Genomic DNA, 12501 nt, shown 5'->3' on the forward strand with positions numbered 1-12501 from the left:
CCATCAAATGGACTTGGCCATGCGGTACAGCCAATAGCTGCCGACGATCTGCAGGAGAACGGCGGTCACCAGCATCTTGAATCCGGCCGGGTCGCGCCACAGATTCATGAAAAGATCGTTGTTCGTCAACATGATGAAGCCGCCGATGCCGACGGGCAGCAGCGCCAGGACCCAGGCGGACAGGCGGATCTCGGCCGAACTTGCCGACAGCTCATTGCGCGCCTGCGCTACGTCTCGCATGAAGGCGGCCATGCGCTCCAGCACCTGGTCGCTGCGGCCGCCGAAGCGCATCGCCAGCGACACCACGGCGGCAATCATGTACAGCTCTTTCAATCCATACAGCCGCGACACGTGAACCAGGGCCGCATCCAGTTCCTTGGCGGACCGGCTCAGGCTGGCCGCCATTTCCACCACCTCGCGCAATGGTTCATCCGTGGTGGCCGCCGCCGTCTGGAACGCGGCCCCCATGCTGTTGCCGATCGTGATCAGGCGGACGATGTTGTCCAGGAACGCTGGCAATTGCGAAATCATCCGGCGCTGGCGCTTGTCGGCGCGCAACCACAACAGGAAGTACTCCAGGATGGCCACGAGCAACAGTGTCACGATGCCGGACAAGACCCCCAATATCAGCCACGCCAGCACGGCCAGGCCCAACAGGGGTACCCCAAGCCGCACATAAAGCCCCGCGCTTTGGCGCACGCCCGCCAGCAGCAGCAGGCGGTCCCAGCCCGGAAGGCCGCTGCGCACCGCACGCGCGCTTTCGAAAATCGGCTCGGGCTTGGACGACGCGTCGCGCCCCCGGTTCAATTGGTTTTCCAGGAACGACGAGCTTGCGGCGCGGCGTGCGCCGCTGTTGGCATGACGCCAAAGCAGCACCGCACCGATCGCCAGCACCAAGGCCAGGCCTGCCAGCACCAGGGCTTGCATCATCAGCGCCTCCGGCTCCAGAATCCGCCACCGTCGGTATCGCCCGGCGGGGGCTCGTTGGCGCGCGCCTCGGTGCGCATCTTGGCAAGCTTGGGTGTGTGGGGGTGGATCCCCAGCCAGTTCCAACGGTCCTTCTCTTCACCCTCTGGCGTCGTGAAGGTCTCGTGGCGATAGAGTTCCTGAGTGGAGATCACGTTGTCGCCCATGCCGGTGACTTCGGTCACGGACAGCACGCGGCGTTTGCCGTTGGACAGGCGGCCGATCTGCACGATGAAATCCAGCGCGCTGGCGATCTGCCTGCGCAAGCTGTCCTCGCTTCCCTGGAAGCCGGCGAAACCCGCCAGCATCTCGATCCGGTACAGGCACTCGCGCGGGGAGTTCGCGTGGATGGTCGCCATCGACCCTTCATGGCCCGTGTTCATCGCCTGCAGCATGTCCATGACCTCGGCGCCGCGCACTTCGCCCACCACCACCCGGTCCGGGCGCATCCGCAGGCTATTGCGGATCAGCTCGCGGATGCTGACCGCGCCGCTGCCGTCGAAACCGCCCTGGCGCGATTCCAGCCGCACCACGTGCGGGTGGTTCAGCGACAATTCCGCCGTGTCTTCCACCGTGACGACGCGTTCCGTCTCCGGAATGAAAAACGCCAACGCATTGAGCAGCGAGGTCTTGCCGGAGCTGGTGCCACCGGAAACCAGCACATTGCAGCGGTTCTTGACCGCTTCATGCAGCAGCCGGTAGATCTCTTCGTCGAACGACCCCAGGGTCAGCAGATCGGCGGGCTTTAACGGGTCTTGCCGGAACTTGCGGATCGACACCATCGGCCCATCGACGGCTAGCGGTTCGATCACCACATTCAGGCGGCCGCCGTCGGGAAGACGGGCATCCACCATGGGACTGGATTCGTCCAGGCGGCGGCCGATCGGCGCCAGGATGCGCCGCACGATGCGCAGCACATGCTGGTTGTCGGTGAACCGCAGCGTTTCGCGGGCCAGCACACCGCGGCGCGACACGAACACGTTGTCATAGCCGTTGATCAGGATGTCCTCGACGGCCGGATCGGCCAGCAAATCCTCCAACGGCCCCAGACCCGCCAATTCCTTGGTCAGGGCCTCCGCGATCTGCCGCATTTCGCTTTCGTTGATCGGCACCCTGCGCAGGCGCACGAAGCTCGCGACCTCGATGTCGACGAATTCCTGGATCGCGGACCGCGCCCATCGGCCGAACTCGGCGCCCAGTTCCTCGATACGGGAGAGCAGGTGTTCGTACGCCGCCGTCTTCACTTCCTGGAAGCGGTTCGACGCCGAGAATCCCTTATCGCCATCACCGCCAAACTCTATCGTCGCTGTCATGATCATGTCGGCTTCCGTTGCAATCCTTGCGTCGTTCCGTTAACCGACGACCATACGGCGGTGCACGCCGGGCAGCCACGTGGCCAGCCAGCTTGCCCGTCCACCGGACGAGCTTTCTTCCGCCCCCAGCTTTTCCACCAGCCCCTGCACCGCGCGCACATAGATGTCGCGCTCGGCGTCCTCGTGCAGCAGGTGGCCCTGGTTCGTGCACACCATCAAGGCCAACGTGCGGTCCGGCAAAGTGCCCACCAGTTCCAGCTGGAAGCGCTCGGCAATCTGCTGCGCGGTCATGCCGTAGCGTTCGTCGTACCGGTTGACGATCAGACCCAGGCTGCGGCGGTCCACATGCAATTGCTCAAGTTCTTGAAGCAATCCGGCCAGCGACACCAGGGCGCCGACGCTCTGGTCCGTCACGATCCAGTTCTGTTCGGACGCGCGCGCCAGCCCGGCTACGAATTCCGGGTTGGTGAAGCCCCCCGAATCGGCGATCACCACGCCAAAATGCTGGCGCATGCGTTCGAACACCAGGAGCGAATCGGATTGCGAGACATCGCGCATCAGGCCCAGATCGCGCGGCAGGGACAGGACGCTGAGGCCGTTGGCCGTGTGGGGCATGGCTGACGCCAGCAAGGTGGAATCCAGCCGGCGCAGATTGCGCGCCGCCTCGGAGAAATCGAACTCGCCGCCGATGTTCAGATAAAGCTGGCAATCGCCCACAGGCCAGCCCAGGTCCATGAGCGCAACGCGGCTGGACAGGGGCAGCGAGGCCCCCGACTCGGCGGCAGCTGCCTTGGCGCCTTTGGACCCATTGGCCGTGGCCCGCATTCCATGCGCCTGTTTCAGACGATCCTGAGCCATGTGGGCCAGGTGTACGGCCAAGGTGCTGGCGCCCACCCCGGGGCGAGCGCCCAGCAACAGGACACTGCGCCGCGAACCGTCCGCGCGCCCGCCGTCCGCCTGCGCGTCCAGCAGCCGCAGCACGATGTCCTTGATTTCCTGCGGCGCGACCGTGGGGTCGACAAAATCGCTGACGCCCGCTCGGAGCGCGGCGATGGCGCCCTCAGGCTGGCTCAAGAGGCCCACTGCGACACGCGGCAACGTGGGTGCGATGCGCGCCAGCAGACGCGCCAATTCGGCGGATTTGAACAGCTTTCCCGGCTCGTCTTCGCTGAGCGTGAAATCCAGGAACACCACCTGGGGCGATATCTCGGCCAGGCGGCGCGCCAATTCCTCGTTGCTCGGGGACTCCTGGGTCAGCATCCCCATGTCGCCCAGCACCTGCCCCAGTTGCACGGCGACATCCGCGCCTTTGGAGCAAAACAAAAACCGCTTGCTGTTTTGCAGGCCTACCCACTCGCTTGCGTGTGTCTTCATATTGTTCACCGCGAAAAACCCGGCATTTGCTGGCCGCCCATGGGACCCGTCAGGTAGTAGCCCCAGGCGTTGAAGCCGTTGTCCGCACGCTCTTGCTTTTCGCCCGGCAATGGCAGATTCACCCCGCGCGCGATGGGGCGGACCAGGCGCGGTGTCACGACGATGACCAACTCAGTTTCCTCTTGCGAGTAGTCGAGGCTGCGGAAGAACGAGCCGATGATCGGCAGGTCGCCCAGCAAAGGCACCTTGCTGACCATGGCTTTGGTCTGCCTCGACACCAGGCCGCTGATCACGAAACTTTCGCCATCGCCCAATTCGACCGTCGTGTCTGCGCGGCGGGTGCGCAACGCCGGGATGATCGAGCTGGAATCCGTGCCACTGTTGAGCACGATGCCGTTGCTGTAGTCCAGTTCGCTGGCCTCGGGCGCCACTTTCAGCGAAATGCGGTCACGCGACAGCACCGTGGGCGTGACCGTCAACCCGATGCCGAAAGGCTTGAACGTGACTGACACCGTCCCCAGCCCGCCGGCTTCGGGAATCGGCAGTTCACCGCCTGCCAGAAAGCTGGCGCTTTGCCCGGTCATGGCCACCAGCGTGGGCTCGGCCAGCACGCGCGCCATGCCGTTGGTCTGCAGCAGGCGCAGATTCGCGGCGAAATTCTTGGTGTCGTAGAACAGCGAGAAGCCGGATGCCGCGGAAGCCAGGCTGGACGGAACCAGGCTGGTGGACGCGCTCCACGGGCCGCTGCCGCCGGCGCTCCAATTGATGCCCGCCTCTTTCATCACCGACCGCGATACTTCGACGACCTTGACCTCGACTTGGACAATGCCGCCGTTGCCAGCGGAAGACACGTCGACGACGTTCTTCTCTCCCCCCACCGCGGAGGCCGCAATGGCGGCCGAGGCGACCTGCCCCATCGGCGTCTCGGCATGGCCGGACACGACAGCTCGGTCGCCCGCGATATCGACATTGGCCCCGCCGGCGATGCCGCGTGTGGCCAGCGCGCCCTGGACGCTGCCGCCCACGCGCAGGTTCCAGACCTGCGGCGTCGTGTTGTTGCCGCTCCATATCTGCAACTGCGTGGTCCCGGCCTTTTTCCCGTAGATCAGGATCGATCCCGCCCGCTTGCCGGAGGCCGGCAGGACTTTCACGTCAGCCACGTCAGGGTCGCCAATCGCAATGCGCGACGGCGCCGTGCCGTCCAGCAGCAGCGTCTGCTGCCCCTTCACGGACAACGCAAGATCTCGGGCCGGCGCCGGCGCATTCGAGCCGGGCGCGGACGCCGCAGTCTGCGCGGTGGCGAGAACGCCGTAGGACATCGCCGCTGCCGCCGACAGGACGCAGATCAAGGTGGTGCGCTGATAGTTCTTCATTGTGCTGAATCTAGTCATGAGAGAGAGTCCAGCCGCGCGCGGCGCCAAGCCGCGCGGAGCCACGTTCAATAACGCACACGTTCGGATTTGTCTCCGCGCAAGATCTCAACCGTCCTGCCTCCGCCCCCGCTGGAATTCGCACCGCGCACGGGTGCGGTGGGGGCACGCGCGGCAGTCGTCGTCCCGTCAAGCTGAACCAGGCTTTCGCCAGCGAACGCGCGGTTCGGTCCCTGCTTGAGCGCTTCGCGCTGTTCCGGCGTCAAATCCGCGCGGGTCGGCAACACCGTGCCGCGCTGAGCGAACAATTGCGTATCGGGCACGCTGTCGTCATTCAACGGGCGCAAGGCCAGTTGCAGCCGGCCTGAGCGGCTGGCCAATATCAGTTCATTCACGTGTTCCACCGGCACCGCCAGCACCGCGGTCTTGGCGGGCTGGGCCGGCTGAGCCGGCACGCCAGGCTGTCCGGCCGAGTTCTTCTCAGGCCCGTCCACGGAATCCTTGCCCACCGCCAACACGCGCACCTGGGATTGCAGCAACCGCGACTGGCCGCCAGGCACTTCCTGGCCCTTTTCGATCATGAAGAACACGTCAACCCAATCCCCGGGCGCGATGCGGTTGCCGCCGCCGATCACTTCGTCCACCGCGATCGCCACGGCGCGCTCGCCCGCCTTCAACTGGCGGGCCAGCCCCTGCGCCAGCAGGCTGGGCAGGATCGGGTCGCCCGCAGCGATATCGACTTTCGTGACGGCGCCCTCCAACGCGGCGACGGCGTTGTATCCGCCGGACAGCGGCGCCTGCCAGTCGTCCACTCTCAGCATGCCTTCGCTGTTGATGCTCGTACCGGCAGGAATGGCCGCTTTGGCCACGACCACCGGATAGAGCTTGACTGGCGCGGCGGCCGTCGGTGCGGAAGTCGCCGGCGCGACGCTTGCCGGCGGGTTCGTGGGCGCGGACGCGAGCCGCCAAGCGACGAAGGCCAGAACCAGGCCCGCCACCAACAAAAATCCCGCGACGATCTTGCTCAAACTGCTCATGGTGTCCCTTGCGATATCTGAACAACGGCTTGCGAATGCAATCGGGTAGGAATCCAGTTCGGCCCCATGCCGGGCAATGTGGTGATCAGGCGCTGCAAGGTGGCCAGCAGCGGCCAGGATTGGGTGTCGTATGTCAGGCCGACAGTGGCGCAATTGGCTTGCTGCCCCCCCGAGCCAGTCCAAGCGCACGGCGCGCTGGTGGTGGCACAGACGACAGCGGAGCCCGAGGAAAACGCGCTCATCGCGGCCGAGCACGCCGCCACCGATACATTTGGCTGGCCGTTGAATCGGGCGAACACGGCAGCGCGGGCGCCGTCAGTCGCGGCGGACGCCAATTGCTGCTGCATCCAGAACAACACCGCGAAGCTGAGCACGCCGCAGATGAACATCAGCAGCATGATCAAGGTCAACGAGAATTCCAGCGCGGCGATGCCGCGCTGACGGGAACACTGAGAGCGGCCTTTACGGTGCCGAAGGTTGGCGCGCATATCAGCGTTCCCCATTCAGATGCACCGTGGCGCGGGCGCTCAATACGCCGGAGGCCGGCATCAGCACCGTCTGCAGCAACGGCAGCGCCGGAATCAGCGGGTGAGCGCCGTAGGCGTAAGACACGGTGACTTCCACCTGTCCATCGGCAAGCGTGCGGCCGCTGCAGGCCCCGCCCGCCGAACTGCTCAGCGCGCCCGTGCTGCCGCAGACCGCCACCTGGACGCCGGCGGCAGACATGGAACTGATCCACTGCGCCTGATACAGGGCCGCATCGCGGCCGGCATTGGCCCGCATGGCCAATGATGACGGCGTGCCCTCTTGCCACTGCAAGACCTTGCGCGCGCCTTCTTGCGCGGCAAGCGTCACGGATTGTTGTGCGGCGGCCACCAGCGAGTACGTCAGAATCGCGTAGAACACCAGGAAGAACACCACGAATACCAGGCCGAATTCAACGGCATACACGCCACGCTGAGCGCGGCGGCTCCCAGGTATGCGGCATACGGAATCTGGCGGATGCGCGGTGTCAGAGTCCAGTACCGCGACGCGATCAGATACAGCAGGCCGTGCAAGCCGGCCATCAGGCTCGCCAGCACTAGCACCAGGATCAGGGGCGCGATACCCAGCAGCAGCCCGATGATGGCGATCGCCTTGACGTCGCCCGCGCCCATCAGGCGCCGGCTCCACAAGATCAGGAACGGGATCGCCGCCAGAAATCCGGCAAGCGCCATGGCGCCGCCAGTCCATCTGGGCGGATAGAGCCAGCCAGGCACTGCCCATGCGGCCGCCAGCCAAAGCAGCTGAGCCACGAACCCCGCGACGATCAACGCGTTGGGAACACGGCGGTAGCGCAGATCGTTGTAGATCAGCACCAGATTCCAGCTTGCGAATAGCAGCCACCACAACACTTCCCCTGGATACAAGGCGGGACCTTCCGATATTTCAAAAACCAGGCTTCAACGATTCGGCTCAAGCCAATGAACGGGGTGGCCAGCCTGCCCGTCGGGATGGCCCAAAGGGCCATCCTCGACATGGACCGGCTTGCCGGGCGTTAAACTGCCCCGCCCTGGGAGGTAAGCTTGGCGCCCAAGTCTGTGAACAGACTGGTCAGGCCTCCGGTGAAGAAGCCTATTGCAGCGATGATCGCTACCGCCATCAGCCCAGCAATCAGCCCGTATTCCAGGGCAGTGATGCCATCTTCGTCATTCCAGAACTGCGCAAGTTTCGCTTTCATGTCGAGCTCCTAAGACTCGATTGATCATTGAGCTGCGCCGCCGCGCGACACCAGCCCCCTATGCCCGGAACTGCTTGCTCTGCGGGGAGCATTCCTCGCCCGCACGCAAACCGGGGCCCTGCTAACCCGGCCCTAGCGTGGATCCTGGCACCTTGCCAGGCTCCGCCACCGGCGCCGATTCGATAAACGAGTCAATCCGTTGCGCCATGCGGGCGCGAAACCGGGACGATGCCCGCTGCAACTGCCAACGCATGATCAGCAGCGTGACGGCGGACAGCACAAACGCGATATACGGCAACATGAGCCCGCCGATTTGCAGGCTGGAATAGTCACGAGGGGTCGTGCAGATAACCGTGCCGGCCGCTGCGCCGGTGTAATGCATGCCGCACACCGCCACCGCCATCAAAATGGCCGCTCCACCGCGTTGAAACTCATTCTGCGTATTGAAAGCCAGCCACAGCGCGGCTGACGCCGCGATTACCGCGATAAGCACCGATAAAACAACCATCGGAAGATTCCAGAGCAATACCGCCGGCATGCGCATGGCGCTCATGCCCAGATAATGCATCGCGGCGACGCCCAAGCCGGCGGCAAGGCCACCGACAAGGCAACGCCCGAACGTGAAACGGTCGCGACCGACATACCAGAATGCCCACCCTGAAAACCCGGCAGCGACAATGAAACTCAGTATGGTCAGACCGACTTGGTAACCCACTTCAAAAGGGAGGTTCTGCGCCTGCATGCCAATGAAATGCATGCTCCAGATACCCACCCCGCCCATGGCCATAGCGCCGATGAGGATGTAACCGATACGTATTTCACCGTCCTGGGTTTCGGTGCGTATACCCGCCGCGGCCAGCAATGCAACGTACGAGCCCAGCACTGCGGTCAGGAACGACAGCGCGACCAGACCGCCATGAAATGAAAGGGGAACGACGTCGCCCGGGTTCATGGACGGCCCCAATGAAATGGTCCGCAATCGTGGCGTTGCGCCGGCAGGCATATCCGAGAAGTACTGCTGTCACACGCGCCCATCTTGTGGACTCCCGATGGCCTGAAAACCGATGTGTTTTGATACGTTTATATAGTCTTATCTATTAACATTTAATACACATCAGGGTTTACACCAATATTCCCCATACTCGTGCATCAGACATGTAACGGATACCCCAAAATTTATATCAATCTTATTAAAAACCACGAGTTAACCCTGATATTTTCTATATGAATCGGTTCCTGAGCATTTCGCAATGTTGTTATCTTGTCGTTTCCGATCGGTCACAATGAAATAAATTGTCATTATCCGGTGCGACTGGCACCATACCGCCTACGGCGCATGGATGCACTTCTTACTAATGTTGTGTCCCTCAATATGTTCAATATTGAATGAATATCGAATACATGGCGGGACAGCGCCTGCAGAAACGAGAGACATACAAGGCATGAGACGTTCGTACCCGGCAAGCCCGCTTACCCTCGCCCTTATCTGCGCCCTTGCCTTCAGCGCGAATGCGCGCGCAGACGGGCCGCTTCGGGGAAACCCCGTCGACTCGCTTCCCAAGCTGGAAACACCACCCGGCGCCCAGCAGCCGCCCCCCGTCGTGGAAACGGCCACCCCCGAACAATTGGCGCTGCAAGCCAGGCTGGCGCAACGCATCGTTCCGTTGAACTTCGACGTGAGCGGCGTCCACGCCATTCCGTTTGACGAGGTCTCCGGCATCCTTGCACCATTGTCAGGAAAAGAAATCAGCCTGGGCGAACTGGTGCAGCAGGTCGACAAGATCACCCAGCTGTACCGCGACAAGGGATTTCCGTTGTCGTTCGCGCTGGTGCAGAACCAGACGTTCGCCAATGGACTGGTCGTCGTGACGGTGGTCGAGGGCTATATCGGAAACGTGCGTATCGAAGGCGATATCGGCAATGCGCTGGACCGTCTGGAAACGCTGGCCGGCCCCTTGAAAGAAGATCGGCCCTTGCAGCAGGCAACGTTGGAGCGCCAGTTGAATCTGATGCGCACCGTGCCTGGCGTGAAGTTCACCCCGAATCTGGATCTGCCGCGCCGCGCGGATGGGGCAACGGAATTGGTACTGACCGCCACCCGCCAGCCCGTAAGCGTGACAGGCGGCATCGCCGATCTGGGCACCGGCATGCAGCCGCTGGTCAATGTAGGCACCAATAGCCTGACGCCGCTGGGCGAACAGGTGAAGCTGACCGCATCCATCCCGTTCAATACCGATGACGTCAAATATGTCATGGGCGAGGTCCGCGTGCCGATCGGCCCGGACGGCTTGGCAATCAAAGTCGACGGTTATCACTACGACGCCAAACCCCAGGACGACGCCATCGAATACCTGGGCTTCGAGCGGCGGGTAAAAAACGACCGCATCGGCGTCGGCGTCAGTTATCCGTTTTTGCTGAACAACACCCGTTCGCTGACGGGCACGCTCGGCGTCTATGCCGCCAATTCCAAGGACCGCTACGACTCGCGCACTACGGATCTTTGGCTGCAGCAGGATGCGCGGGTGCGCGCCGCCAATGCCGAGCTTCGTTATATTCAGATTTCAGAAAGCAAGACAACGGACGTTACCGCGAGCGTGTCCAAGGGTTTTGACGCAGCAGGTGCCAAAAAGGACATCTCGACCAACTATGGATACTCGGCCACGCCGATCCTTGACCTGGATTTCACCCGATACAACCTGAACGCGAAACAAACGTTTGCGTTGCCGGCGCAGTTCGGACTGACATTTTCGGGCGCCGCCCAATACTCCAGCAATATCCTGCCTTCATCGGAGCAAGTCTCTTTCGGCAGTTGGAGATATGCCATGGGCTACGCGCAAGGCGAGCAGAGCGGCGACAAGGGCGTGGGCGTATCGGCCGAAGTCAACCGCCGTTTCGGCACGGGCTGGGAATACCTGTCCAGCGTGCAGCCTTATGCCTTGGTGGACTACGCGCGCACTTGGTACAACAACAAGGGCTTGCAGGAACTTAACCAGCGGCACTTGTCTTCCGTTGCCCTGGGCCTGCGGTTCACGGACGATAAATACTATCTGTTCGATTTCAACGTGGCCAAGCCGATCGGCTCCGCCCCCGTCAACAACGACCGGGACGTGCGCTTCAACGCCAACTATTCCCTGTTCTACGACGCGTTCTGACCGAACGCCGGGGCACGCTGGACTGATTGGCGCCTGTTCTCACAGGCGCTTTTTTTTTGCGGATTCCACACACCGCGTTACGTAACGTTGCCCGTAACGTAACGGGGAATAACCCGTCATTCGTAACATTCGCAGGGTTTTTGTCGTCGCAAAAATGCGGGTTTCCCAAGATTGGTATAAACCCTGGATCCACACGCATGCCATTGATATAAAAGGACTTTTTAAACCAAAAAACACTACGCGCGGGCCTGATAACAGGAGCCTGGAAAATATTGGCACGGTTTATGCATGTAGAGACGTATCGGGCAGTTTCATCGCCTGACCTATCCAACCCGAGGAGCTCGCCATGTATACCAAAGTCGACGCAAAGCGCATTCAACGTATTTTGACCTCTACCGTCATGGCCGCCGCGCTGATGAGCGCCCTGGCTGCCTGCGGCGGCGGAGGCGGCGGCAAGAAGTCAGCGGGCCTGCCCGGCACCGATATTCCAACCAACCCCGGCGGCACCAATCCTGGGGGAACCGATCCCACCAATCCCGGCGGTACGGACCCAACCACCCCCGTCAATCCCGTGACGACCGGCCTGCTGCAAACCACCCTGGGCAATACCGGCAGCGCCGTGGATAACACCCTGCCCCTGAATCTGGGCACGACGTTGGGCGGCGTGGGCAAAGCGCTGGATCCCACCCTGGCGCCTGTCGTCAATACGGTGGTCGGACTGACTCAGGAAGTGGGCGCCACGACCGGCTTGGGCCAACCCGTGGACGGCGTCACCAAACAAGTAGGCGGGCTGGTCAGCGACCTGGGCACCACCGTCAAGGGCACCGGCCTGCCGGGCGGACTGAGCACCGGCCTGGGCGGCTTGGTCGATGGCCTGGGCAAGACAGTCGCCAGCACCGGCGGCCTGTTGAATGCGGACCCTGCCAATCCGCAGCCGCTGACGACCATCCTCGGCAACGCCACCAACGCCGTGGGCGCATTGACCGCCGGCCTTTCCGGCCAGGGCGGCCTGTTGAATCCGGTGACGCAAGCCGTCGGCGGCATCACGGGCGGTGTGCTGGGTGGCCCGTCCACGCCGATCCTGGAGCCCGCGCTGGGCAATGTCGGCAAGACCGTGGACAACGTGCTGCCCCTGGGGTTGCAGCCGACGCTGGCCGGCCTGGGCGCCGCGCTTGACCCCACCGCCAGCCCGTTGGCCGGCACGGTCACCGGCCTGACACAACAACTCGGCGCAACCACCAAGCTGGGCGCGCCGGTCGCGGGACTGTTGTCTAACCTGGGCGGCACACTCGCCTCGGCGGGCAGTTCGCTGCCTGGCAATACCGCGGGCCTGAACGGCGTGCTGCAAGGCCTGGGCGGCGCCGTTGCCAGTGCGGGCGGCTTGTTGAACGCCACGCCTGCCAATCCGAACCCGCTGGGCGCGACGCTGGCCAACGCCACCGGCGCAGTCGCTTCGTTGACCGGCGGCCTGGGGCTGGGCGGCGTCACCGGCGGCCTGACGGGCGGCGCGGGCGGCACCGGCGGTTTGCTGAGCCCGATCACCGGCATCCTCGGTGGAGATCGGAAGAG

12 protein-coding genes are annotated in these 12501 nt (G+C 63.3%); 2 read left to right on the forward strand and 10 right to left on the reverse strand.

All coding sequences use genetic code 11. The features are described 5' to 3' along the window. Positions 1-3 precede the first annotated feature (3 nt). The 10 genes from HG262_RS20995 to HG262_RS21040 all read right to left on the reverse strand — a co-directional run bounded on the left by HG262_RS20995 (position 4) and on the right by HG262_RS21040 (position 8732). Positions 4-930, reverse strand: coding sequence for a type II secretion system F family protein (locus tag HG262_RS20995; RefSeq protein ID WP_211187618.1), 927 nt, complete (start codon positions 928-930; stop codon positions 4-6). After that, positions 930-2285, reverse strand: a complete 1356-nt coding sequence (locus tag HG262_RS21000; protein WP_169272860.1) for a CpaF family protein — start codon at positions 2283-2285, stop codon at positions 930-932. The genes HG262_RS20995 and HG262_RS21000 overlap by 1 nt, the downstream gene beginning before the upstream one ends. Before the next feature lie 33 nt (positions 2286-2318). Then, positions 2319-3662, reverse strand: coding sequence for a pilus assembly protein CpaE (locus HG262_RS21005; RefSeq protein ID WP_169272861.1), 1344 nt, complete (start codon positions 3660-3662; stop codon positions 2319-2321). Continuing rightward, complete coding sequence (locus tag HG262_RS21010; protein WP_169272871.1) at positions 3659-4972, reverse strand: type II and III secretion system protein family protein; 1314 nt, start codon at positions 4970-4972, stop codon at positions 3659-3661. The genes HG262_RS21005 and HG262_RS21010 overlap by 4 nt, the downstream gene beginning before the upstream one ends. 119 nt (positions 4973-5091) lie before the next feature. Further along, positions 5092-6060, reverse strand: coding sequence for a Flp pilus assembly protein CpaB (gene cpaB / locus HG262_RS21015; protein ID WP_169272862.1), 969 nt, complete (start codon positions 6058-6060; stop codon positions 5092-5094). Further along, on the reverse strand, positions 6057-6548 hold the full coding sequence (locus tag HG262_RS21020; protein WP_169272863.1) for a TadE family protein: 492 nt from the start codon (positions 6546-6548) through the stop codon (positions 6057-6059). Before HG262_RS21020 ends, cpaB begins: the two co-directional genes overlap by 4 nt. Position 6549: 1 nt before the next feature. Beyond that, complete coding sequence (locus HG262_RS21025; protein WP_348984408.1) at positions 6550-6981, reverse strand: TadE/TadG family type IV pilus assembly protein; 432 nt, start codon at positions 6979-6981, stop codon at positions 6550-6552. Then, positions 6948-7454, reverse strand: a complete 507-nt coding sequence (locus HG262_RS21030; RefSeq protein WP_169272872.1) for an A24 family peptidase — start codon at positions 7452-7454, stop codon at positions 6948-6950. Before HG262_RS21030 ends, HG262_RS21025 begins: the two co-directional genes overlap by 34 nt. A gap of 143 nt (positions 7455-7597) precedes the next feature. Next, positions 7598-7780: a Flp family type IVb pilin gene (locus tag HG262_RS21035; RefSeq protein ID WP_105556585.1), complete on the reverse strand. Its 183-nt coding sequence runs from the start codon at positions 7778-7780 to the stop codon at positions 7598-7600. Positions 7781-7901: 121 nt separating this feature from the next. Beyond that, positions 7902-8732, reverse strand: a complete 831-nt coding sequence (locus HG262_RS21040; protein ID WP_169272865.1) for an MHYT domain-containing protein — start codon at positions 8730-8732, stop codon at positions 7902-7904. Positions 8733-9222: 490 nt separating this feature from the next. Here HG262_RS21040 and HG262_RS21045 point away from each other — a divergent pair, with 490 nt between their 5' ends. Further along, positions 9223-10932, forward strand: coding sequence for a ShlB/FhaC/HecB family hemolysin secretion/activation protein (locus HG262_RS21045; RefSeq protein WP_169272866.1), 1710 nt, complete (start codon positions 9223-9225; stop codon positions 10930-10932). A 346-nt stretch (positions 10933-11278) separates the two neighbouring features. Continuing rightward, the coding region (locus tag HG262_RS21050) for a collagen-like triple helix repeat-containing protein (RefSeq protein WP_169272867.1) at positions 11279-12501 on the forward strand (1223 nt) is incomplete at its 3' end.

Source organism: Achromobacter sp. Bel (assembly GCF_012928505.1).
GTDB lineage: Bacteria > Pseudomonadota > Gammaproteobacteria > Burkholderiales > Burkholderiaceae_B > Achromobacter.

Coding starts and splice junctions, on each gene's coding strand:
- HG262_RS21040 (WP_169272865.1), bottom strand. CDS start 8,732: ATGAACCCGGGCGACGTCGTTCCCCTTTCATTTCATGGCGGTCTGGTC.
- HG262_RS21010 (WP_169272871.1), bottom strand. CDS start 4,972: ATGTCCTACGGCGTTCTCGCCACCGCGCAGACTGCGGCGTCCGCGCCC.
- cpaB (WP_169272862.1), bottom strand. CDS start 6,060: ATGAGCAGTTTGAGCAAGATCGTCGCGGGATTTTTGTTGGTGGCGGGC.
- HG262_RS21020 (WP_169272863.1), bottom strand. CDS start 6,548: ATGCGCGCCAACCTTCGGCACCGTAAAGGCCGCTCTCAGTGTTCCCGT.
- HG262_RS21045 (WP_169272866.1), top strand. CDS start 9,223: ATGAGACGTTCGTACCCGGCAAGCCCGCTTACCCTCGCCCTTATCTGC.
- HG262_RS21000 (WP_169272860.1), bottom strand. CDS start 2,285: ATGATCATGACAGCGACGATAGAGTTTGGCGGTGATGGCGATAAGGGA.
- HG262_RS21035 (WP_105556585.1), bottom strand. CDS start 7,780: ATGAAAGCGAAACTTGCGCAGTTCTGGAATGACGAAGATGGCATCACT.
- HG262_RS20995 (WP_211187618.1), bottom strand. CDS start 930: ATGATGCAAGCCCTGGTGCTGGCAGGCCTGGCCTTGGTGCTGGCGATC.